Source organism: Pseudoxanthomonas composti (assembly GCF_004122095.1).
Classification (GTDB): Bacteria; Pseudomonadota; Gammaproteobacteria; order Xanthomonadales; family Xanthomonadaceae; genus Pseudoxanthomonas_A; species Pseudoxanthomonas_A composti.
In genome coordinates this window covers 37,298-60,076 of record NZ_SAWZ01000007.1, presented here as the reverse complement: position 1 = coordinate 60,076, position 22,779 = coordinate 37,298, and the positions used below count along the sequence as shown (strand labels likewise).

The window sequence follows — 22,779 nt, the reverse complement described above, 5'->3', positions numbered from 1 at the left end:
TGACGCAGGCCAGCTGCCTGCGCCTTGGCGATGCGTCCGGATCTAATGCGCCGGTCGTGCCACGGCGTACATCTCCCAGGCGATCTGCTTGACCAGGGCATCCTCGTCATCGCCCTGCCGGCCCAGGTCGAAGTGGGTGCGGCCTTCCAGGAAGCGCACCTGGCTCCTGGCGTGCAGGCCATCGAGCACCGCCTTGAGCTTGTGGGCCGGACCGTCCAGGTAGAACGTATCGGCGGTGCCGACGATGACGTGGATCTTGCCCTCCAGGTCCGGCGCCAGCTGCGGCCATTGCGCGGCCAGGCGTGCGGCGATGTCGTAGTGCGCCGTCCAGTAAGCGGCGACCTTGGGGTCGACCCGGCCGGTGTCGCGGTCGAACAGCGGCATCGCCGCGCCATCGGGCCCGCGCGGCGAGAACACCCATTCGTAGGAGGACAGCTGCCCGCCGTAAGGCCCCAGCACGCGCTCGATCTTGATCAGGTCCTCGGCCGTGGCCACGACCTTGCCCGCCTCGCGCGCCATTGGCGCGGCGCTGCCGTCGGACAGGCGATACATGTTGGCATCGGGCGCGTACAGGTCCACGCCGGTGAAGTCGTGGAAATCGGTGGGATCGGGCGAGGTCGACCAGGTGCCGCCGAACAGCTTGGGATAGCGCGTCTGCAGCCACAGCGTGGCCCAGCCGCCGGAGGAGTGCCCGGTGAGCAGGCGCCCCGAGGCCTTGCCGTCCATGCGGTACTGCCGTTCCAGCGCCGGGATGAGTTCCTCGGTCAGCGCCGTGCCCCAGGGACCGTTGTTGACCGAGTCGACGAACTCGTGGGTGCCGCTGGGCAGGGCCTCTTCCAGGAACACCCAGATCATCGGCGGCGTCTGCCGGCGCGCCATGGCGTCCCAGGTGGTCAGGATGCTGTCGGCGAAGGCGTCGTAGTTGCCGGTGAAGCCATGGGTCACGTAGACGGTGGGGTAGCGTGTGGCGGCCTTGGGGTCGTAGCCGGGCGGCACCAGGACGCGTGCGCGCAGGGCGATGTCGCGGCCCCAGAACGCGCTGAGCGCCGGGCTGATCATCGAGGCATCGAAGCTGTGCGCCTTGGCCTGCGGCAGCGCTGGCAAGGCCGCCTCGGGCACGCGCGGCGACAGCGCCCACGGGTCGGAGGTCTGCGGCACGGTGTGCGCCAGCGACAGCGCCGGCAGCGCCCTGCCTTGTTTTAGCGGCACCGGCGCGACCGCGCTGACCAGGTCGCCGCCGCTGCGGCCGGTGTAGTTGTAGCTGTGATCCACGTCCAGCACGGCCTGCACCAGGTAGTCGCCGTCGGCCAGGGTGGAAAACGGCGCGGGGAAGGCGATCTGGTCCAGGTCCATGTCCACGCTGGCGCCGCCTTCCAGATGCGGCACCTCCTGCGCAGCGATGAACACCGAATGCGGCGCGGACGGGTTGCCGTCCACCGCCGTGACCTGCCCGTCCCTGGACGCGGCGCGCGCCGATGCGGGGTCGGTGGCGAACACCAGCAGCCTGCCGGAGGTCGGCGCGGCACCGGCTGGCAGGCTGACCCGGACGAAGCGATGCGGTGCGGGCGTATCCGCGCCGGCGTTGTGGGCCTGCGCGCCCGGCGCGCAGGCACCAAAGGCCAGCGCCAGTGCGCTGGCGATTGCAAGACGGTGCAGCATCGAGCCTCCCCCTGAGGATTGATTGACGCGATCTTCCAGCTGGCGCGCTGCCGGCGCGCCGGATGACAGCTTGCGCCACAGCACGCCGTGACGCCAGCGGACTTTGGTGTGGGCCCCAAGCCAGCCTCGGGCTCGAACGCGTTCTCTTCGCCAGGATCTGGCCGGGTGCACCTTGCCGTGTGGGAGCGGCTTCATGTGGCCTTAGGCCATCAGCCGCGGAGCGGCTTTTGCCGGTAAAGCTTCTTCGCCGATGAATCGGCTCCCACGATGGCAGAGGTGCTCTAGGCGAAAAACCATGCGCTTCCCGACCTTCGTGGACAGTTGTAGGAGTGGCTCTAGGTGGCCTCGGGCCATCAGCCGCGAAGGGGGTTTATCGACGGGGCCTCTTCGCCGATGAGTCGGCTCTCACAAAATCGGGATGCTGCGGGCGAAAGTCCGCTCGTGTCCGACTTTTGTGCGCGGCTGTGGGAGCGGATCCAGGTGGCCTCGGGCCATCAGTCGCGAAGGAGGCGTCCGCGCTCAAGCCCCTTCGCGGCTCGACGCTGCTCTGGCGGGATGCTTCCAGGCTTGCGCGAGATTCCTATGCGTCGGTGACCGCAATCTTCGACCCCATCGTGGAAGCTTGTGGCGCCGGCGAGCGCTCGGCGCCTGCCGTGGCGGTCGCCTCCCGCAAGGCTCGGGCGCTGGCGCCTGTTAGCATGCGTGGCTGCGGCCAGCGCGCTTTTTCCGCACATCACCGACATGACCCAGACCTTCTTCGGTTCCTTGCGCCTGTGGCTGGGCATCGAACGCAGCACCACGCGCGCCAGCGACAAGTGGCTCTCCGGCCTGGGCGCGGCGTTGGGCATCGTGGCGGTGTACCACCTGACCACCTGGGTGTTTCCCCAGGGCTTTGACGGCACCGCTAGCGGGCTGGTGATGGTCGCCTCCATGGGTGCCAGCGCGGTGCTGTTGTTCGCGGTGCCCTTGGGGGCGTTGTCCCAGCCCTGGCCGGTGATCGGCGGGCACCTGCTGTCGGCCATCGTCGGCGTCAGCGTGCAGAAACTGCTGCCGGGGCATGTGCTGGCGCCGGCCCTGGCCGTGGGCGCGGCGGTGGCGGTCATGGCCTTCGCGCGCTGCATCCACCCGCCCGGCGGGGCGACGGCGCTATCGGCGGTGATCGGCGGCCAGCAGGTCCACGCGCTGGGCTACCACTACCTGCTGATGCCGGTGCTGGTGAACGTGGTGGCCATCCTGGCCATGGCGGTGCTGTTCAACGGGCTGTTCCGCTGGCGTCGCTACCCGGCGCATCTGCACCGCCTGTCCCACCCGGCGCAGCCGGTGACGCCGGCGCAGCGACAGTTCGACCTGACCCAGGAGGACTTCCACGCGGCGATGGAGCGGCTCAACGCCTATGTGGACATCACCGAGGAGCAGATGACCGAGCTGCTGGAGCTGGCCAAGCAGCACGCCGAGCGGGTGGTGGTACATCCCCGACAGGTCGTGGTGGGACGTTGCTACAGCAACGGCCGCCTGGGCCGTGCCTGGGCCGTGCGCGAGGTGGTGTCGGTCCCCGCGCAGGATGCGGCGCAGGCGATGCTGTCCTATCGGGTGCTTGCCGGAGAGGGAGCCGGCCAACAGGGGCAATGCACGCTGGAAGCCTTCCGGCAGTGGGCGCGCTTTGAGGTGGTGGCCCAGCGCAACGGGCGCTGGACCAAGGCCGAGACCGGCCAGGCCTGAACCGCCGGCGGCTTTGCATCGGTTGCGGGCGGCCTGCGGGCGGTGTGGCGCGGCCTGTTGCGGCGCACGCTGGCAGCGGTGGGCATCCGGCTTACCCTGCCTCACCTCTCCACAAGGATCTCGCCCGATGCGCGCACGCCGCCTGCTCGCCACCCTCGCGCTGCTGTGCGCCGCGTCCGCCGTGCAGGCGCAGCAGGGGGGCTTCCTGCGCACGCAGGGCACGCAGATCGTGGACGAGTCGGGCAGGCCGGTGATCCTGCGCGGGGTCGGCCTGGGCGGCTGGATGCTGCAGGAAGGCTACATGCTGGAGTTGCCCAGGTTCGGCACCCAGCAGGTGATCCGCCGCAACATCGCCAAGCTGATCGGGCAGGACAAGGCCGAAGCCTTCTACCAGGCCTGGCGCGACAACCACACCACCAAGGCCGACCTCGACGCGATGGGCGCCTGGGGTTTCAACTCCGTGCGCCTGCCTATGCACTACGCGCTGTACACCCTGCCGGTGGACCAGGAGCCGGTGAAAGGCCAGCAGACCTGGCTGGAAGAGGGCTTCCGCCGCACCGACCAGCTGCTGGCCTGGGCCAAGGCCAACGGGATGTACCTGATCCTGGACCTGCATGCCGCACCGGGCGGGCAGGGCAACGACATCAACATTTCCGACCGCGACCCCGGCAAGCCGTCCCTGTGGGAGGACCCGGCGCACCAGGACAAGATGGTGGCCCTGTGGCGGGAGCTTGCCCTGCGCTACAAGGACGAGCCGGCCATCGCCGCCTACGACATCATCAACGAGCCCAATTGGGGTTTTGCCAGCCGGCAGGACCGCAGTGGCTGCAAGGAGACCGGCAACCAGCCGCTGCGCGAGCTGCTCAAGCGCACCACCGCGGCCATCCGCGAGGTGGATACGCGCCATATCGTGGTGATCGAGGGCAACTGCTGGGGCAACAACTACAAGGGCGTGCTGGATGCCGGGTTGTGGGACGACAACCTGGTGCTGAGCTTCCACAAGTACTGGAACGCGCCGGACCGCGCCAGCATCGCCGAGCTGCTGGCGCTGCGCGACCAGCACCAGGTGCCGCTGTGGCTGGGCGAGACCGGCGAGAACTCCAACGACTGGTTCACCCGCACCGTGGCGCTGGCCGAAGGCGAGGGCATCGGCTGGGCCTGGTGGCCGCTGAAGAAGATCCGCTACAACAATCCGCTGCAGGTCCAGCCCAATGCCGGTTACCTGCAACTGCTGGACTACTGGAACGGCAAGGGCCACAAGCCCAGCGCCGCCCAGGCCGAGCAGGCGCTGATGACCCTGGCCACGCGCGACGTGCGGTTCGAGCACAACCTGCAGCACCCGGACGTGGTCGATGCGCTGCTGCGCGCGCCGCATTCGGACCGCGCGGTGCCGTTCAAGCCGCATGCGATCGGGCCTGGCGGCGGGCGGATTGCCGCGGTCGACTTCGACATGGGGCCCGATGGCGTGGCCTATCACGACCGCACGCCGGCCAACGAGTCCACCAGGGCCGATGGGCTGGTGTGGAACCCGGCCATAGCCTATCGCAACGATGGCGTGGACCTGGGACCGGATGGCCAGGGCGGGCTCCAGGTGGCCGGCCTGGAGCAGGGCGAGTGGTTGCGTTACAGCTTCAGCGTGGAGCAGGCGGGCACGTATCGGCTGAGGCTGGTCTCGCCCGGGGCGGGCGAGGCGTCGGTGGTGCTCAATGGCGATGCGTTGCCGGGATCGGCCGATGGGACCTTCCAGGGGCTAGCGCTGCTGCAGGGCCGCAATACGCTGATCGTGCGTGCGCAGGGTCGGCCCTTCGACCTGCAGGCGCTGGAGTTCAGCGCGATGCGGGCTGATTGAGGCGGGCTGGTTAAGGCAAGGCCGAGTACCGCGCTTGTGGGAGCGGCGCTGTGTGGCCTGGGTCATCAGCCGCGAAGGGCTTTGCCGGGAAAGCTCCTTCGGCTCCCACAAAAGCCAAGTTGTGCATCGCGGGGGTGTGGAAGCGGCTCTGCGTGGCCTAGGGCCATCAGCCGCGAAGGGGCTTTACCGGGAAAGCTTCTTCGCCGATGAATCGGCTCCCACAAGGGCTGCCAGCCAGGACGGGCGTGATCGTGAAAAGCTTGCCGCGGCTGTCGATCTTCCGTTCCCCCGTTCGTCCTGATGCTGAAAGTCCCCCGGGCATGTTGCCTCCACCTGACAGGAGTTCACCGATGATTCCCAAGAACACGATCTGCCTCTGGTACGACGGCACCGCGCTGGACGCGGCCACCTTCTACGCGTCGGTTTTTCCGGACAGCCGGGTCAAGGCCGTCCACCGCGCCCCGGGCGACTACCCCTCAGGCAAAGAAGGCGATGTGCTGACGGTGGAGTTCGACGTGCTCGGCATTCCCTGCCTGGGCCTCAATGGCGGGCCGATGTTCAAGCACAGCGAGGCGTTCTCCTTTCAGGTCGCCACCGACGACCAGGCCGAGACCGACCGGCTGTGGAGCGCCCTCGTCGACAACGGCGGCCAGGAAAGCGACTGCGGCTGGTGCAAGGACCGCTGGGGCCTGTCCTGGCAGATCACCCCACGGGCGCTCAGTGAAGGCATCGCCGATCCGGACCCGGCCGTGGCCAAGCGCGTATTCGAGGCGATGATGACCATGCGCAAGATCGACGTGGCGGCCATCGAGGCAGCGCGCCGGGGTTGAGCGATCCGGCGCGGCCGCTGTGCGCTGCCACGCCGGCCTTTGCGGGAATCCGGTGGGCGGCGGAGAATGATCGGCCTTCCATTGCCCTCGTCCCGGGCGATGGCGCCCTCATCCCGCCTCGGATCCTGCCTTGCTGCCCACCCCTCAGGCGATCTCGCCACGCGCCATCCGCCTGACCAGCCACGTGCTGATGGCCGCAGGCCTGCTGCTGGTCCTGTGGCTGCGGCTGTTGCCGGTGCTGCTGTCGGCGCTGCTGGTCTACGAACTGGTGCTGGTGGTCAGCCCGTTGCTGCGCGCGCGCTTGTCCAACGCACGCGCCCGCGCGCTGGTGGTGGCGTTGATCTCGGCGCTGGTGGTCGGCCTGCTGGTGGCCATCGCGCTGGGCGCGCTGGGGCTGATGCAGCAGGACCTGGGCGTGTCGCTCTCGGGTTGGCAGGAGCAGGTGATGTCGCTGATCGCCAAGGCGCGCCAGCAGTTGCCGCAGTCTTGGGTGGCGTTCCTGCCGGCCACCGTGGATGAGCTGCGCCTGGTGCTGGTGGAACAGCTGCACAAGCACGCCGCCGCGCTGCAGATCGCCGGGCGCGAGACCCTGCGGGTGCTGCTGCAGATCCTGATCGGCCTGGTGCTGGGCTCGATCGTGTCGCTGACCCAGGCCAGCCGCAGCCAGCACGAGGGCCCGCTCAGCCAGTCACTGCTGGTGCGCTGCAAGCGCCTGGCCAGCTCCTTCCACGACATCGTCTTCGCCCAGTTCCGCATCTCGCTGCTCAACACGCTGTGCACCGCCTTCCTGCTGCTGATCGTGATGCCGCTGTGCGGGGTGACCCTGCCCTTCACCAAGTCGCTGATCGTGCTGACCTTCCTGGCCGGGCTGATGCCGGTCATCGGCAACCTGATCTCCAACACCGCCATCACCATCGCCGCGCTGTCGATCTCGCCGCTGGTGGGCGTGGCCTCACTTGCCTACCTGATCGTGATCCACAAGCTGGAGTATTTCCTCAACGCGCGCATCGTCGGCTCCAAGATCCGCGCCAGCGTGTGGGAGCTGCTGATCGCCATGCTGGTGATGGAAGCGGCTTTCGGCATTCCCGGGGTGATCGCCGCGCCGGTGTACTACGCCTATCTCAAGTGCGAGCTGCGCGGCGAGAACCTGATCTGACGCGGGCGTGTGCCCTGCGGGGCGCACGCTGGCTCAGCGGCGATTCACCGCGTGGTTTGGCACGATGGCGACCCATCCCAAGGGGCGCGACGATGAAGGCCTGGTTGTTCCTGCTCTCGGCCATCGGTCTGGAAGTGATCGGCACCACGGCGCTGAAGGCCAGCGATTCGTTCTCGCGCCTGTGGCCCAGCGTGCTGACCGTGCTCTGCTACGGCGCGGCGTTCTACTGCCTGTCCATCACCCTGCGCACGATGCCCACCGGCGTGGCCTACGCGCTGTGGTCGGGCATCGGCATCGTGCTGATCACCGCGGTGTCCTGGCTGCTGTTCGGGCAGGAGCTGGACGCGCCGGCGCTGATCGGCATGGCGCTGATCGTGGCCGGTGTGGTGGTGATGAACCTGTTCTCCACGACCACCGCGCACTGAGCGTGGGCGCGCGCAGGGTCAGGTTTCCAGGGCGAGGCTCGGCACGATGTTCGGCAGGATCTTCTCGATCTTCGGCGCGCCTTCCTCACCGGGCCGCTTCATGCCGTAGGCGTTGACCGGCTGCGAGCGGTTCACCCAGAGCGTGTAGTACAGATGATCGGCGCGCGGATCGTCGGAATTGGGATGCAGCAGGATGGTCAGGCCCAGGCTGTTGAGTTGCAGCCACGGCACGATCACCGGCAACAGGTCGTTGGTGAAGCCGAAGTAGAACGAGGGCGTGACGTGGGGGCCACGCGGTTCCAGGTTCCAGTTGCCCAGCTCCACCGGGAAGCGCTGGATCACCCATTGCCGCAGGCGGTCTGCCTTCAGGTAGGTGTCCTCGTCGAAGTACACGTGCGCGTGGTAGCTGTAGATATCGGTGTACGGGCGTGGCGCGGCGGGCAGGCCGTCTGCGCCGTCGCGGGGGCGTACGCTGGCAGGGCGCGTGCCAGGCTCCAGGGCGGTGGCATCGCCCCAGGGGCTGTGGCCGGTGTCGCGCGGCGGCACGATGGCGCGAAAGCCCGGGTCGCCCAGTTTTGCGGCGGTGGCCGCAGGCGCAGCCGCGGCGGGCGCGGCGCCACCGGCAAGGCCGAGTGCGCCGGCCGCCAGGCCGGCATTGACGATCAGTCGGCGACGCGTGGGCGAGAGCAGGTCGGCCCAGGCCTGGTCTTCTTCGCTGTTGCGCAGCACCTGGCCGTGGTGGTCGACCAGCGTCGGCGCGGCGGGCAGGTCGAGGCCCGGCGTGTGGAGTGGGTGCTCGTGTTCTTGTTCGTGCTCGTGCTCGTGCTGGCTCATGGTGTGCGCTCGATGGGGTGTAAGAGGCCACAGCGCCGCCGCGGCTCCCATGGCTCGACGGCGTGGAGGCTGGCTGGTCCTTCGTGGTCCCCGCCATCGACGCTATTCAAGTGCCGACAGCACCGCAAAGGACGATTGCGAATGTCGTTATGCGCGAACCGCCGCTATCCTGCACGCCTCGCGACAGGGAGGCGAAACATGAAGATCGCGGCTTGGGTGCTGGCGGGTGTGTTGTTGGTCTCGGCCGGGCTGTACGGGGCCTGGCGCGCCGGCACGACGGTGGGCGAGAAGATGCATCGCCAGCGCGCGGCTCAGGCGAGCTCGCCTTCGGCGCGCGCAGGCACGCCGGCCGACGCGGCGGCGCTGCTGGCTCCGTACGAGCAGGCCCTGTCGCAGACCACGCGCCCGGTGATGCACGTGCGCCTGCAGGCCCTGGACACCGACGATGCCCTGGTCAGCAAGGTCGGCGGCCAAGTGTGGTGGCCGCGGGCGCAGGCGCTGCCGGTGGATGAGCACGGGCGGCCGCTGACGCTGCTGGCGCAGGTCAACTTCGCCGAGCTGCCCGAGCCCTTGCCCGGCTATCCGGACCAGGGCCTGCTGCAGTTCTTCATCGCCACCGAGGACGACTTCTACGGCGCCCGCCTGGACTCGATGGACAGCCGGCGCGCGCAACGCAACTTCCGCGTGGTGTACTGGCCCGACCTGGGCCTGCCCGCGCGGACGCTGCCGGCGGTGCAGGGCGATCAGCTGCCGATGGATCCTAGCCGACCGCAACGCATGCACTTTGTCGCCGGCGCCGAGCGGATGAGCGTGGCGGACCATCGCTTCGACCAGCACACCGGCCAGGACCTGGACGGGCTGACCGAGGCTTATGCCGCAGCCCACGGGATCGATGCCGACAGCCTGTTCCAGGCGGTGCTGGACCTGCACGATGGCGGCGGCCACAAGCTCGGTGGCTACCCCAGCTTCACCCAGGAAGACCCGCGCCGCGATGGCGACGACGAGCTGCTGCTGCAGCTGGATTCGGACGATGTGCTGATGTGGGGCGACTCGGGCGTGGCCAACTTCTTCATCCGCCCGGCGGACCTGGCCAGGCGCGACTTCAGCCGCGTGGCCTACAACTGGGACTGCTACTGACGGGCACGACCTGGTGGATCACCTCTTCTCGACCTGGCCGGCGCCATGCTGACACCCGGCCGCGCCGGTCTGCGCGGTCGCCCCCACCTGTCCCCACCCGGAGTCCATCGTGATCGTCGAGGTCCGCCCGCGCCTGCTGAACGTGCTGCACCATGTGTGGAAACCCCTGGCGGCGTTGTTCATCTGGGACTGCGTGGTCACGATCATGTATTACGTGTTGCCGTTCACCGCGCCGGCCCTGCCTTCGGCGCTGCTTGGCTCGGCGCTGGCATTGTTCCTGGGCTTTCGCGCGAACTCGGCCTACCAGCGCTGGTGGGAGGGGCGCATGCTCTGGGGCCTGATGATCAACGCCTCGCGCAACGTGGTGCGGGTCTCCGGCGACATGCTCACCGACCCGCGCGCCGATGCGCTCAAGCGCGCCGTGGCGCTGCGGCAGATCGCCTACGTCAACGCCGTGCGCTGCCAGCTGCGGCGGCTGCCGATCGACAGCTCGGTGACCCGCCACCTGGCCGAAGGCGACCAGGACCCGGCGCTGAAGAACAACAACGTCGCCAATGGCCTGCTCAACGGCACCGGCCGCCAGATCGCAGGCGCCGTGGGCGCCGGCTGGATGGACACGATCCAGCAGACCACCGCCGAGCGCGTGCTGATCGATATCGCCAATGCCCAGGGCGGCATGGAGCGGTTGAAGAACACCCCGCTTCCCGCGCAGTACCGCTTCTATCCCAATCTGTTCACCCGCCTGTTCTGCCTGCTGCTGCCGATCGGGCTGGTCGAATCGCTGCAATACGCCACCCCCATTGGCTCGACCGTGGCCGGCTTCATGTTCCTGGCGGTGCTGCGGATCGGCGATGAGCTGGTGGACCCGTTCTCCACCGACGTGCACGGCCTGCCGCTGGACGCGATGTGCCGCACCATCGAGATCGACGCGCTCGATGCCATCGGCGAGCCCGCGCCCGAGCCGGCCAAGCCGGTCGATGGCGTGCTGTGGTAAAGCCGGTGCCCTACCACGCTTGCCTGGGTCAGGCGCGCTGATCAGGCCGCCGGGCGCAGGCGCAGGGTCAGGCCCTTGAGGAAATTGCGCAGCAGTTGGTCGCCGCAGGGCCGGTAGTTCTTGTGCTCGGGCAGGCGGAACAGCGCCGACAGCTCCGGCTTGGACACGGGAAACCCGGCCGCCTCGAAGATGGCGTGCATGTCCACGTCCTTGAGCTGAAAGGCCACGCGCAGCTTCTTCAGGATCAGGTTGTTGGTCACGCGCGCTTCCACCGGGCGCGGTGGCGCCGACTCGTCGCGCCCCCGGCAATACACGATCAAGCCATCCAGGAAATGCGCCAGCAGGGCGTCAGAACACGGCGCGTAGCCTTCCTCGTCCTCCTTCTTCAGCGCGGCCTGCACCTCGGCGCGGTCGACGACGAACCCGGGGTCGGCCAGCTGCGCGATCTCGATGATCTTCGGCTCGCTCAGGTCCAGCATGTAGCGCACGCTGCGCAGGACGGTGTTGTGCATCATGGCAATCACTTCCGCGGGCGCATGGCCCGATTGAACAGACAGTCGCGCAGTTTACCGGTCCGCCGGTGCCGCATCCGTGGCCGCTCTTCCATGCGACCGGCCGGGCAGGCACGCAGCCGCGGTGGCACGCCTGCCATGGCATCATCCGTCTCCCCCATCCAATCTGGCATCGCTGCGTGCGCAAGTGCGTGGTGCGAGGGGAGAAGTCTCGATGCTGCAACGTTTCGGTCCATGGTGCTGCGCGGTGATCGCGCTGGTGTCGCTGCTACCGCAGGCGCAGGCGCAGGCCGCCCGCCCGGCGCATGTGCGCGTGGTGCAGCAGGGCGAGGGCTATCAACTACAGGTCGATGGCGCGCCGTTCCTGGTCAAGGGCGCCGGGATGGGCTCGGGCGGGCAGGCCGCGCTGGTGGCCGCAGGCGGCAATGCCTTCCGCACCTGGGACAGCGACGATGTGGCCAAGACCACGGCGATGCTCGACCAGGCCCAGGCCAACGGCCTGAAGGTGTCGCTGGGGCTGGTGGTCGCGCGCGAGCGCCACGGCTTCGACTACGGCGATGCCCAGGCCGTGGCTGGCCAGCGCGAGCGGTTGCGCAAACAGGTCATGGCCTACAAGGACCATCCTGCGCTGCTGACCTGGCTGGTGGGCAACGAGCTGAACCTGGAGTCCACCGACCTGCGCGTGTGGGACGCGGTGGGCGAGCTGGCGCGCATGATCCATCGGCTGGATCCGCATCATCCGGTGATGACCACGCTGGCCGGCTTCGACAAGCCATTGATCGAGGCGATCAAGACGCGTGCCCCGGCGCTGGACCTGATCGGCATCCAGCTCTACGGCGATATCGATGCGCTGCACGACAAGCTGGAAAGCAGCGGTTGGCGCGGCCCGTACATTGTCACCGAGTGGGGCCCGACCGGGCACTGGGAAAGCCCGACCACGGCCTGGGGCGCGGCCATCGAGGACGATGCCTCGCGCAAGGCGCAGCTGCTGGCCCAGCGCTATGCGCGCGACATCGCCAGCGATACGCGCCAGGGGCTGGGCTCGTACGTGTTCCTGTGGGGCAACAAGCAGGAGCGCACGCCGACCTGGTATGGCCTGTTCCTGGCCGATGGCAGTGCCACGCCCAGCGTCGATGCGATGCAGCGGGCCTGGACCGGGCACTGGCCGGCCAACCGCAGCCCGTCGATCACCCCCATCGTGCTGGAGGGGCGCCAGGCCATCGACAGCGTGACGCTGCGCCCGGGCCAGCCGGTCACCGCGGCCGTGCAGACCCAGGACCCGGACGGCGATGCGCTTGAGGTGCGCTGGCAGATCCGCGAGGAGAGCACCGCCACCAGCGTCGGCGGCGACCCCGAGCAGGTGCCCACGGTGATGCCGACCTCCTTCCGGGCCGTGGAGATCGGGAAGGCGTACTTCGCCGCCCCGGCGCGCGCCGGCCATTACCGGTTGTTCGTGGAAGTGCGCGACGGCAAGGGCCATGCCGCCTACGCCAACTTCCCGTTCCGCGTGCAGGAGGACGTGCGCTAGAAGCGCACCTCGATCGCTTCGACGTTCTGCTGGGACGGGCCGTGGTAGACCGCCTCGATGTTGTTGCCATCCGGGTCCAGCACGAAGGCGCCGTAATACCCCGGATGATACCCGCGTTCGCCCGGCGCGCCGTTGTCGCGGCCGCCGTGGGCCAGCGCGGCGGCATGGAAAGCCTCGACCATGCCGCGGTCACGGGCCTGGAACGCCAGGTGGTGGCGGCCGGTGAGCTCACCCAATGCGGCGGCGCTGCTGGCGGTGGAAACGAACAGCTCATCGGCCCAGAAATAGTCCTCTCCACTGCCGGCCAGCGGGATGCCCAGCACCGCCAGGACGGCGGTGTAGAACCTGCGGCTGGCCTCCAGGTCGCGCACGACCAGTTGCAGGTGGTCGATCAGGCGGCCGCGGTAGATGCGATCGGTCTCCAAGGCGTGCTCCTCAAGGGGTGGGTCGTCAGGCGCTTTGTACCCTGGCCGGGTTGCGGTCCTGTGAGTCGTGTCGAGGCCGGGCAGCAAGCGCACTAGGACCGGCCGCTCGCCGGCCGCGGCGCGATGAGGACGGTGGGCGTTACCGGGGCCATCGTCGATGCCACCGAGGGGCCGACAGCAACGTTCACGTCGGAGGGGCCGCGTTGCTGCGCTGCGGCGCGTGACTATCGGTCACGTCGAGCATCCTGCGCGCTCGACCGTCAAGTTCGCCGATCGCGCCGCCATCGGCCAGCAAACAAAGCCGGAAAACCTGTGCAATGATCGGCCCCCACGGATGGGGGATGAGACATGCTGGAAGCCGTCGGAATCTTGATGCTGGTTGGGGTCCTGGCCCTGTATGGCCATCAGGCGCTGGTGCGCACGCGCCGTGAGGATCAGCGCGCCTTCGCCAGCCTGGTGTTCGACACCGCCAGGGGGCTGGTCACGGGCCAGTCGCTGAAAGTCGTGCATCGTGCGGTGCGCTTGCCGCAGTCGGTGCAAGGGCTGCCGGGCGTGCCGGCCTCTGGTGCGAGCTACTGGTTCTGCGTCGGCCCTGGGCCCAGCTATTACCTGGCCGTTCCCCTGCGCGTGCGGGGCGCAGGCTTCGATGGCCCGTTGGAGTGGGTGGTCCGCCCGCTGACCGCCGAGCGGATGCGCGCGGCACTGTCGGCCAGGCCGGCGGCCCTGCGCCGGGCCTTTCCACACGCGGTCCTGTCCGAATGACGGTGGCGCCTTGTCGCTGAGCCATCGCCGAGGGCGGCGCTGCCCCGCGCGTTGGCCCATGCCCGCCGCATGGCCCGCGCAGGCGGGGCCTGGCTGGTGAGTACGCGCGCGATGCTGCATCTGCTGCTGCATGCGGCCGTGCCGGCGCTGCTGGCGGGGCTGTTCTGGCGCGGCCGCTTCCTGCAGGCCTGGGCCTGGATGCTGGCGGGTTGGCTGATCGACCTGGACCACCTGCTGGCCGATCCTGTCTATGCACCGGACCGCTGCAGCATCGGCTTCCACCCGCTGCACACGACGCCGGCCATCGTGGTCTATGGCGCGCTGACTGTTCCGTCGCGCACACGCCTGCTCGGCATCGGGCTGCTGGTGCATATCGCCCTGGACGCGCTGGACTGCTGGTGGATGCACCACGCCTGAGCATGGTGCCGGTGGCGCGCAGCGGGCGCTACATCGCGGCGCGTGCCGAGCGCCCCGCGTCTGGCGGGGCAGGACGCGGGGCGCCGATGCTCAGCGTGCAGGTGACGGCAGCAGGAAGCGCGCGAGCACCGGGAAATGATCGGACGGATAGCGGGCGCCGCGGTGCATGTCGATGGTCTGCACCGACTGCAGCTGCAGGTTGCGGTACAGCACCCAGTCGATACGGTAGTCGGGCTTGCCGGTGAAGTTGTGGAAGGTGCGCTCCGGCCCGCTGCGCTGGGCGGTGGACAGCCAGGCATCGGAGAGCGTTTCGGTCAGCACCTTGTGCACGCCGCTGTCGGGCTTGGCGTTGAAATCGCCGGTCAGCACGAACGGCTCGTTGGCCGGCAGCGAGGCCATGCGTTGCAGGATCAGCTTCGCACCGCGCTCGCGCGCGTCCTCGTCCTGCTCGCGATAGGGCAGATGCGTGTTGTACAGCGTGAAGCGCGCGCCGTCGGCGATGCGCTCGAACCGCGCCCAGGTCACCATGCGCGGCATGAGGTTGTTCCAGCTGATGCTGCCGGGCACCTCGGGCGTGTCGGACAGCCAGAAGTTGCCCGAATCCAGCACGCGCAGACGATCGGGCCGGTAGAACACGCCCATATGCTCGTCGCTGTCATCGCCCCGACGGCCGGTGCCGAACCAGGTGTACTGCGGCAGCGCGGCGATGATGTCATTGGCCTGGCGCTTGACCAGCTCCTGGGTGCCGATCACGTCCGGATCCTGCTCGCGCAACATGTCGAACAGCACCTGTCGGCGGTTCTCCCAGCGATCGTCGTTGGTGTCGGCCGGCGTGCGCACGTTGAAGGACATCACTTTCAGCGTCTGCGCCTTGGCCGGCGTCGCCGCCAGGGCGTTGCCCGCGATCGTCGAAAGCATCAGCAGCGCGACCACGCGCAGCGCGCGATGCAGGGCGGGAAGGAAGGTGCTGCGTTGCGGCATGAGGCGACTCCTACACGGACAAGAGCGGCATTGTCCCCTTTTTGTCCGACATTCGCGTGAGCGCGTTGCCAGCGCTGCACACCGAGCCAAGCACGTTTGCACTGTGGGAGCGGCTCCAGCCGCGAAGGGGCTTTATCGGGAAAGCCTCTTCACGGCTGATGCCGCTCCCACAGGGACATTCGTCTGGGCTTCATCGTGGCAAGGACGTTCGTCAAGCGCAGGATCAAGATCGCTGGGAGCGCTTCAGGCGCGCCGCTCGTTTCTCGTTCCTCCGCACTCGTTCCTCACCCCACGGCCGCCCCTCAACTCCAGTCCGCGTGAAAACTCCCCTCCGCATCGACGCGCTCGAAGGTATGCGCGCCGAACAGGTCGCGCTGGGCCTGCAGCAGGTTGGCCGGCAGGCGTTCGCTGCGATAGCTGTCGTAGTAGGCGATGGCCGAGGAGAAGGTCGGCACCGGGATGCCGGCCTGGATCGCCGTGCTCACCACCTCGCGCAGCGCGCTCTGGTATTCGGCGGCGATGTCGCGGAAGTAGGGGTCCAGCAGCAGGTTGGCCAGCCCCGCATCGTGCTGGTAGGCCTGGGTGATCTTCTCCAGGAAGCGCGCGCGAATGATGCAGCCGGCGCGGAAGATCTTGGCGATCTCGCCGTAGCGCAGGTCCCAGTGATATTCGTCCGAGGCCGCGCGCATCTGCGCGAAGCCCTGCGCGTAGGACACCAGCTTGCTGAGATACAGCGCGCGCCGGACCGACTCGATGAAGGCCGCACGGTCGCCCTGGAACGGCTTGGCCGCCGGGCCGGTCAGCACCTTGGCCGCGGCCACGCGTTCGGACTTGAGCGCGGAAATCACCCGCGCGAACACCGCCTCGGTGATCAGCGGCAGCGGCGCGCCCAGGTCCAGCGCGCTCTGGCTGGTCCACTTGCCGGTGCCCTTCTGCGCGGCACGGTCCAGCACCATGTCCACCAGCGACTGTCCGGTCTTGTCATCGCGCTTGCGAAAGATCTGCGCGGTGATCTCGATCAGGTAGCTGTCCAGCTCGCCCTGGTTCCAGTCGGTGTAGACCTCGGCCAGCTCCTCGTTGGACAGGCCCAGCACCGACTGCAGCACGGCGTAGCTCTCGGCGATCAGCTGCATGTCGCCGTATTCGATGCCGTTGTGGACCATCTTGACGTAGTGGCCGGCGCCGTCGGGACCGATATAGGTCACGCACGGCTCGCCGTCAGGCGCGCGCGCGGCGATCTCGGTCAGGATGGGGGCAACCAGCTCGTAGGCGTCCCGGGGGCCGCCGGGCATGATCGAAGGGCCTTTGAGCGCGCCTTCCTCGCCGCCGGACACGCCGGTGCCGATGAAGTGCAGGCCGGCCGCGGCCAGTTCCTCGTTGCGCTTGCGCGTGTCCTGGAAGAACGTGTTGCCGCCATCGATCAACACATCGCCCGGGGCCAGCAAGGGCTTGAGCGAGGCGATGACCGAGTCGGTGGCCGCGCCGGCCTTGACCATCATCAGGATGCGCCGCGGCGACTGCAGGGAATCGACGAATTCCTCCAGCGTCGCCGTCGGCACCAGGCCGGCGTCGGGATGCGCGGCCATGACCTCGTCGGTCAGGTCCTGGGTGCGGTTGTAGATGGAGACCGAGTGGCCGCGGCTGGCGATGTTCAAGGCCAGGTTACGGCCCATGACGCCCATGCCGTAGACGCCGATGGGTTGCTTCTGCATGTGTTGCGCTCCGCGCCGGCGATGTGCCGGCCCTGTCAGGGGCGCGATGATAATCCTGGCGCGTGCAATGCGGCGTTAGGGCAGGGGCACTGGGACGCGATGGAGCGTTGCGGCCCGCGTCCGGGCCCGGCCGGATTCAATGCAGCCAGAGCTTTTCCAGGCTCTTGAAGCCCCATTGCGCGGGCGATTCGATGTTGACGATGCGGTCCTGGCAGCCGGGCGTGGCCAGGTCGATGTCGTGGATCAGGATCTGGATGCGCGAGCGCGCCGAGTAGAAAGCGCGCACCCGCGGCATCAGCAGCGAGCCCGGCGCCTGCTCGACCACCACGGCCAGCTTGTCCGAGGCCAGCCGCACCAGCGAGCCGACCGGATAGATGCCCAGGCTCTTGACGAAGGCCTGCAGCAGCAGGGGATCAAAGTGGCCCTTCCACGAGACCATGTGGCGCAGGGATTCGGCCGGATCCCAGCCCGACTTGTAGGGGCGGTCGGAGGTCACCGCGTCGTAGACGTCGCAGATCGCGCCCATGCGCGCCATCAGGCTGATGTCATCGCCCACCAGCTTGTGCGGGTAGCCGCTGCCGTCGATCTTCTCGTGGTGGTGCAGGGCGATCTGCAGCACCGCCGGGTTGTCCATGCCGGCGGCCATCAGCAGCTGCATGCCGTCGTTGGGGTGGCGGCGCATGACGTCGAACTCGCCATCGGTCAGGCGCCCGGGCTTGTTGAGGATCTCCAGCGGCGTCATCGCCTTGCCCATGTCGTGCAGCAGGCCGCCCATGGCGGCTTCCAGCACCTGCTCGTCGGACAGGCCCTGCTGCCGCGCCAGCGCACTCATCAAGGCGGCCACGGCCATCGAATGCAGGTAGGTGTAATCGTCGGCGGTCTTCAGCCGTGCCACGCTGATCAGAGCGTTGGGATGCCGCATGACCGAGGCGTTGATCTGTTCGACCAGCGGCATGGCGCGCTCCGGGTCCACGGTGCGCCCCAGTCGCACATCGCGGAACATTGCTTCCACCGTCTCGCGGCCGTCCAGGCAGATGCGGCGGGCGCGCTGCACCTCGGCGGCCAGGCTGCTGGCGGCGGTGGAGGGGGCCTTGCCCGGCGCCGGGGCGCGTCCGGTCTGGCCTTCGTCACTCTCATCGATCCCGGCCTCGCCCGCCTGGTCCTGGGCGGTGTCCAGGGCCGCATCGGTCGCGGTGTCGCGCTTGGTTTCAGGCTCGGGCGGCTCGGCCTGTTCAGCACCGAGGTCCTGCGCCACGTCCAGGCCGCGCGAGGTATCGATCACCACCTGCTCCACCGCGCTGCGCTGCAGGCACAGCACGTCCTCGGCCGAGGCCAGGAACGAGGCGCGCCAGAACGGATGCTTCACCCACGCGCCCAGGAGCTTGTGGATGTACATGCCGGGCTGTAGCTGGGCCGAATCGATGGTACGGAGCATGACAGCCTGAGCGCGCCTCCCCGGCGATGGATGGTGACGGCCGAGACGGTGCCGCCATGGTCGTATCGGCCTGAATCGGCAGTGCTGAAGGGCCGTCACGAAAAAGTCATCAAGGCCTCAACTCGCCCAGGCCCGCGCCGATAAGGCGTACAGCCGCCGACTTGGCGCCCGAATTGGAAGATCCCGCATGCATCCGCTCATCCTGCTGCGTCGGCGCGTTGCCGACCTGTCCCTTGTCCGCAAGTTCATCCTGTTGTGTTCCCTGCTGACAGTGGGGGTGATCCTGCTGGCCGTGGCCGCGGCTCGCCTGCAGTACCTGGATCTGGTCGATGCGCGCAAGAACAGCGTCAAGACCCAGGTCGAGATGGGCATGAGCGTGGTGGAGTACTACGCCGGCAAGGCCAAGACCGGGGAGCTGGATGAGGCCCAGGCACAGGAAGCGGCCAAGAACGCGCTGGCGCAGATGCGCACCAACGGCGGCACCGACTACTTCTTCGTCATGGACCCGGCGATGAAGCTGGTGCTGCATCCGACCCGCAAGCCGGGCACGGACATGAGCCAGTACAAGGACGAGCACGGTGTCTTCGTCTACAAGTCGCTGGCAGCCGCCGCTGCCGACGGCACGGGCTTTGTGAACTACTCCGCGCCCAAGCCGGGCCAGGAAGGCCAGGTCCCCAAGATCAGCTTCGCCCAGCAGTTCCCGGCCTGGAAGTGGACGCTGGCCATGGGCGTGTACGCCGATGACATCCAGACCCAGGCGATGGGCTTCACCAAGACCCTGACGGTGATCGGTGCCGGCCTGGTGTTGCTGGTGATCGGGCTGTGCTGGCTGATCGCCATGGCCATCGGTCGTCCGCTGAGCGCGGCCACCCGCACCGCCGAGGCCATCGCCGCCGGCGATTTCCACAACGAGATCAAGGTCGAATCCCGCGATGAGACCGGCCGCCTGATGGCCAGCATGCAGCAGATGCAGGAACAGCTGCAGCGCTTCAACAACGAGATGCAGCGCCTGATCCAGCTGCAGGCCGGCCAGGACATCACCCACCGCATGCCGGAGGACTTCCCCGGCGACTACGGCACCATGGCCCGTGGCGTGAACACCGCGCTGTTCGAGCACCTGGATGCGATCGGCGAGGCGATGCAGGTCATGGACGCCTACGGCCATGGCGACCTGCGCCCGGACATGCGCCGCCTGCCGGGCCAGCGTGCCGCCCTACACGAGGCGCTGGATGCGGTGAAGCACAACCTGTCGGCGGTCAACGGCGACATCGCGCGCCTGGCCGATGCGGCTGCGCGCGGCGATTTCTCCGCCCGCGGCGAGGAGGCGCGCTACCAGCACGCCTTCCTGGACATGGTCAGCGCGTTGAACCGACTGATGCAGCAGGCCGAGGGCGGCCTGTCCGACGTCGGCCGCATCATGGGCGCCATCGCCGACGGCGACCTGTCCCAGCGCGTGGCCACGCACTACGAGGGCGCCTTCGGCCAGCTGGCCGACGCCGCCAACCGCACCGCCGAGCAGCTCACCGACATCGTGCGCGGCATCCAGCGCTCGGCCGAGTCGATCAACACCGCCGCCGGCGAGATCGCCCTGGGCAACGCCGACCTGTCGGTGCGCACCGAGCAGCAGGCCGCCAGCCTGGAGGAAACCGCCGCCTCGATGGAGGAGCTGACCTCCACGGTCAAGCAGAACGCCGACAACGCCCGCCAGGCCAACCAGCTGGCGCTGGGCGCCGGCCAGGTCGCCGAGGCCGGCGGCAAGGTGGTGGACGAAGTGGTCAGCACCATGGCCGCCATCACCACCTCCTCGGCGCGGATCGCCGACATTATCGGCGTGATCGATGGCATCGCCTTCCAGACCAACATCCTGGCGCTCAACGCCGCGGTGGAAGCCGCGCGCGCCGGCGAACAGGGCCGCGGCTTTGCGGTGGTGGCCTCGGAAGTGCGCTCGCTGGCCCAGCGCAGCGCCAGCGCCGCCAAGGAGATCAAGGAACTGATCGAGGACTCCAGCGAGAAGATCAACCTGGGCGCCTCGCTGGTCACCCGCGCCGGCAGCACCATGGCCGAGGTGGTGACCTCGGTGCGTCGGGTTACCGACATCATGGGCGAGATCACCAGCGCCAGCACCGAGCAGAGCTCGGGCATCGAGCAGGTCAGCAAGACCGTGATGCAGCTGGACGATGTCACCCAGCAGAATGCGGCCCTGGTGGAAGAAGCCACCGCCGCGGCCAAGAGCCTGGAAGACCAGGCCGCCGATCTCACCCAGGCGGTGGCGGTGTTCCAGCTGGAGGAGCAGGCGCTGCGCGCGGCGGCTGCACGTCCGGCGACCGCGCCCGTGGCCGCCGTGGCCACGCGCCCGGCGCCGGTGGCGGGCGCAGCCAAGCGCAAGCCGGCCGCGCCGGCGCGCCGCCCGGCCACCACGGCCAAGGCCCCGGTGGCGAAAGCGAGTGCCGACGAGGCGGAGTGGGCCGAGTTCTAAGCCCGCACGCCACTGCGGTCATCGCGACAGAAAAAGGGGCCGTGATGGCCCCTTTTTTTGTTCGTATCGCAGCGCTGGACGTTGGCCGTGGTCAGGTCCCGCGCGACCTTGCCACTGGCATCGGCGCTCAGCGCTTGCTCGCCAGCACGCCGTCCAGCGCGGGCTGCGCCTTGAAGCCAGCCTTCTCCAGGCGCTTGACCACCTCGCGCGGCACGTCGCGGCCACTGGTGAGTCGATTCGGACTGCCGGTGTAGTGGAACAGCTTGCCGCCCCGCTTGAGCACCCGCGCCAGCTGCGCGTAGAAGTCCTGCGAGTACAGCTCGCCCGCGATGCCGAAGCGCGGCGGATCGTGCAGGATCGCATCGAACCCAGCCTCGGGCAGGGTGGCAATGGACTGGGACACATCGCCGTGGGTGAGCTGCAGGCGGCCGGCGGCCTGCGCCGAGGCCGGATCCGGCGACCACGGGTTGAGCGTGCGCAGCCACAGCACGCTGTCGTTCTTCTCGAAGGACTGGATGCGCGCCACGCCTGCGTCCAGGCAGCAGGCGGCGAAATAGCCCAGCCCGCCGCAGGTATCCAGCACCGTCTTGCCGCGCGGCTCAATCAGCGCGACCTTGCGGCGCGCATCGTCCAGCGGCGATTCCTTCGAGGTCGGCAGCATCTTGATGCCGTCGATCTCGAAGGTCGGCACGTTCCACTCGGTGGGCACCAGCTTGATCAGCGACCCGGCAAAGCGCGAGACCGCGACGAAGTCCTCGCCATCGAAGTGGTACAGCGTGCGCTCGCGGGTCTTGCCCGGGTACGGGTAGCGCACCCCGTGCCATTCCCAGACATCGGCATGCAGCAGGGCGGTGCCGACCGAACGCTCCAGGTCCAGCGAGCCGGTCCATTCGGGCAGGCCGGCATCGCGGGTGGCGGTCAATGCGCCAGCGGTGGCGTGGGTCAGCAGGGGAGCGGTGGCGTGCGACAAGGTTCGGGCTTGCGCCGATTGCAAGCGGAGCGGGGAGGGGCCCGCATGCTACCCGACCGCCTGCCGGCATGCCTCGGCTGCCCTCGACGCGTGCTCAGCGCCTGGGCGCCACCGGCCGGCGAGGTTCCGGAAGGCCGATCGCTCTTGGACCTGTCGCTCGGGTTGGCGAACCCGCAAGGGCGCTGCGGGTGGCGCTCCGTGTCCGTGTCCGAGCGCGCGTGGGCGTTGAGACGGAGATCGAGAGCGTGAAGCTGACCTCGCCGACCAGGAGTGTGGCGTCCGGGAACGACCAGCCGGGCCTGGTGCCGAGTGCATCGCAGCGCGAACGAGCGCCACGTCCCAGTTCAGGGCAAGCGTTCCGATTGCGCCTCAAGTTGCCCAGACGCCAGCCGATGGGCTCGATAGTCACCACAGCCGCACCGAGCCGCCCATGTCCCGCACCGCCATCGTCCTGCTGATCTGTTCCGTCCTCGGCGCTGCGAGCGTGGCACTGGCGCGCGCGGACCTTGAACAGGATCGCCCGCTGAAGACGCACGCCGCCTCGGTCGAGGCAGCGCCGACGGCCTGAGGCGGCCCTCGGGGTCTCGAATCACCTCAAATTTGTCCTGTGGTAGCGGCCTGCCGTGGGAGCAGTCTTCTGTGGTAGCGGCTCGAGGTGGCCTAGGGCCATCAGCCGCGGACAGGCTTTCCCTTTGCAGCCCGGACTGAGGGGCGAACCTCTTCGCGGCTGATGGCCCTAGGCCACCTCGAGCCGCTCCCGCAAGACAGTGCGCTTGGCTCGAGTCGTCTGTCATCCTTCGAGAAGGTGTCCTCGAGTAGCCCATCATGCGCGGTCCAAGACCGCGCCGCTTGAAGCGGTTGTTCCCCTGTGTGGGATTCCCACGGCGAAATGGCCGGTCGCCGTCCCTGTCAAGGGTTCACAAGCCGCGCTACGGCTGGGATCCTGGGCCACGCACAC

The 22,779-nt window shown here is 68.6% G+C and carries 20 protein-coding genes; 12 read left to right on the top strand and 8 right to left on the bottom strand.

What is annotated here, in order from left to right; genetic code table 11:
- Positions 1-42 precede the first annotated feature (42 nt).
- Positions 43-1,659 carry an alpha/beta hydrolase gene (locus EPA99_RS13465; RefSeq protein ID WP_129471754.1) on the bottom strand — a complete coding sequence of 539 codons (1,617 nt, stop codon included), beginning with the start codon at positions 1,657-1,659 and terminating at the stop codon, positions 43-45.
- A 741-nt stretch (positions 1,660-2,400) separates the two neighbouring features.
- Between EPA99_RS13465 and EPA99_RS13460 the strand changes: the two genes are divergently transcribed.
- From EPA99_RS13460 to EPA99_RS13440, 5 genes are all read left to right on the top strand, one after another.
- Positions 2,401-3,378: an HPP family protein gene (locus EPA99_RS13460; protein WP_129471753.1), complete on the top strand. Its 978-nt coding sequence runs from the start codon at positions 2,401-2,403 to the stop codon at positions 3,376-3,378.
- A 127-nt stretch (positions 3,379-3,505) separates the two neighbouring features.
- Positions 3,506-5,227: a cellulase family glycosylhydrolase gene (locus EPA99_RS13455; protein ID WP_129471752.1), complete on the top strand. Its 1,722-nt coding sequence runs from the start codon at positions 3,506-3,508 to the stop codon at positions 5,225-5,227.
- Positions 5,228-5,577: 350 nt separating this feature from the next.
- Complete coding sequence (locus tag EPA99_RS13450; protein WP_129471751.1) at positions 5,578-6,057, top strand: VOC family protein; 480 nt, start codon at positions 5,578-5,580, stop codon at positions 6,055-6,057.
- A 130-nt stretch (positions 6,058-6,187) separates the two neighbouring features.
- Positions 6,188-7,213: an AI-2E family transporter gene (locus EPA99_RS13445; RefSeq protein WP_241688393.1), complete on the top strand. Its 1,026-nt coding sequence runs from the start codon at positions 6,188-6,190 to the stop codon at positions 7,211-7,213.
- 92 nt (positions 7,214-7,305) lie between these two features.
- Positions 7,306-7,638, top strand: coding sequence for a DMT family transporter (locus EPA99_RS13440; RefSeq protein WP_129471750.1), 333 nt, complete (start codon positions 7,306-7,308; stop codon positions 7,636-7,638).
- Positions 7,639-7,656: 18 nt separating this feature from the next.
- Here EPA99_RS13440 and EPA99_RS13435 read toward each other — a convergent pair whose 3' ends face one another.
- Entirely contained in the window at positions 7,657-8,472 is an 816-nt protein-coding gene (locus EPA99_RS13435) for a DOPA 4,5-dioxygenase family protein (RefSeq protein WP_129471749.1), read from the bottom strand.
- Positions 8,473-8,670: 198 nt separating this feature from the next.
- Here EPA99_RS13435 and EPA99_RS13430 point away from each other — a divergent pair, with 198 nt between their 5' ends.
- On the top strand, positions 8,671-9,609 hold the full coding sequence (locus tag EPA99_RS13430; RefSeq protein WP_164978656.1) for a YwqG family protein: 939 nt from the start codon (positions 8,671-8,673) through the stop codon (positions 9,607-9,609).
- Positions 9,610-9,718: 109 nt separating this feature from the next.
- Positions 9,719-10,603, top strand: a complete 885-nt coding sequence (locus EPA99_RS13425; protein WP_129471747.1) for a bestrophin family protein — start codon at positions 9,719-9,721, stop codon at positions 10,601-10,603.
- Positions 10,604-10,644: 41 nt separating this feature from the next.
- Here the strand turns inward: EPA99_RS13425 and EPA99_RS13420 are convergent, their stop codons facing one another.
- On the bottom strand, positions 10,645-11,118 hold the full coding sequence (locus tag EPA99_RS13420; protein ID WP_129471746.1) for a YehS family protein: 474 nt from the start codon (positions 11,116-11,118) through the stop codon (positions 10,645-10,647).
- Between the two features lie 211 nt (positions 11,119-11,329).
- On the opposite strand from EPA99_RS13420, the gene EPA99_RS13415 reads away from it, so the two are divergent.
- Positions 11,330-12,643 (top strand): glycoside hydrolase 5 family protein, encoded by a 1,314-nt coding sequence (locus EPA99_RS13415; RefSeq protein WP_241688392.1) that lies wholly within the window; start codon positions 11,330-11,332, stop codon positions 12,641-12,643.
- Here the strand turns inward: EPA99_RS13415 and EPA99_RS13410 are convergent.
- Complete coding sequence (locus tag EPA99_RS13410) at positions 12,640-13,068, bottom strand: VOC family protein (RefSeq protein WP_129471745.1); 429 nt, start codon at positions 13,066-13,068, stop codon at positions 12,640-12,642. The genes EPA99_RS13415 and EPA99_RS13410 overlap by 4 nt on opposite strands.
- A gap of 372 nt (positions 13,069-13,440) precedes the next feature.
- On the opposite strand from EPA99_RS13410, the gene EPA99_RS13405 reads away from it, so the two are divergent.
- Entirely contained in the window at positions 13,441-13,830 is a 390-nt protein-coding gene (locus EPA99_RS13405) for a hypothetical protein (RefSeq protein ID WP_129471744.1), read from the top strand.
- A gap of 96 nt (positions 13,831-13,926) precedes the next feature.
- On the top strand, positions 13,927-14,247 hold the full coding sequence (locus EPA99_RS13400; RefSeq protein WP_129471870.1) for a DUF6122 family protein: 321 nt from the start codon (positions 13,927-13,929) through the stop codon (positions 14,245-14,247).
- A 90-nt stretch (positions 14,248-14,337) separates the two neighbouring features.
- Here EPA99_RS13400 and EPA99_RS13395 read toward each other — a convergent pair whose 3' ends face one another.
- The 3 genes from EPA99_RS13395 to EPA99_RS13385 all read right to left on the bottom strand — a co-directional run bounded on the left by EPA99_RS13395 (position 14,338) and on the right by EPA99_RS13385 (position 18,375).
- A complete protein-coding gene (locus tag EPA99_RS13395) occupies positions 14,338-15,228 on the bottom strand; it encodes an endonuclease/exonuclease/phosphatase family protein (RefSeq protein ID WP_129471743.1) in 891 nt (296 codons plus the stop codon).
- A gap of 302 nt (positions 15,229-15,530) precedes the next feature.
- Positions 15,531-16,940, bottom strand: coding sequence for an NADP-dependent phosphogluconate dehydrogenase (gene gndA, locus EPA99_RS13390; protein WP_129471742.1), 1,410 nt, complete (start codon positions 16,938-16,940; stop codon positions 15,531-15,533).
- A gap of 136 nt (positions 16,941-17,076) precedes the next feature.
- Positions 17,077-18,375 carry a cyclic di-GMP phosphodiesterase gene (locus EPA99_RS13385; protein WP_129471741.1) on the bottom strand — a complete coding sequence of 433 codons (1,299 nt, stop codon included), beginning with the start codon at positions 18,373-18,375 and terminating at the stop codon, positions 17,077-17,079.
- 205 nt (positions 18,376-18,580) lie between these two features.
- Between EPA99_RS13385 and EPA99_RS13380 the strand changes: the two genes are divergently transcribed.
- Entirely contained in the window at positions 18,581-20,851 is a 2,271-nt protein-coding gene (locus EPA99_RS13380) for a methyl-accepting chemotaxis protein (RefSeq protein WP_241688399.1), read from the top strand.
- Positions 20,852-20,978: 127 nt separating this feature from the next.
- Here EPA99_RS13380 and EPA99_RS13375 read toward each other — a convergent pair whose 3' ends face one another.
- Complete coding sequence (locus EPA99_RS13375) at positions 20,979-21,821, bottom strand: class I SAM-dependent methyltransferase (RefSeq protein ID WP_129471739.1); 843 nt, start codon at positions 21,819-21,821, stop codon at positions 20,979-20,981.
- A gap of 430 nt (positions 21,822-22,251) precedes the next feature.
- Here EPA99_RS13375 and EPA99_RS18725 point away from each other — a divergent pair, with 430 nt between their 5' ends.
- Positions 22,252-22,389 (top strand): hypothetical protein, encoded by a 138-nt coding sequence (locus tag EPA99_RS18725; RefSeq protein WP_164978655.1) that lies wholly within the window; start codon positions 22,252-22,254, stop codon positions 22,387-22,389.
- Positions 22,390-22,779: the final 390 nt, after the last annotated feature.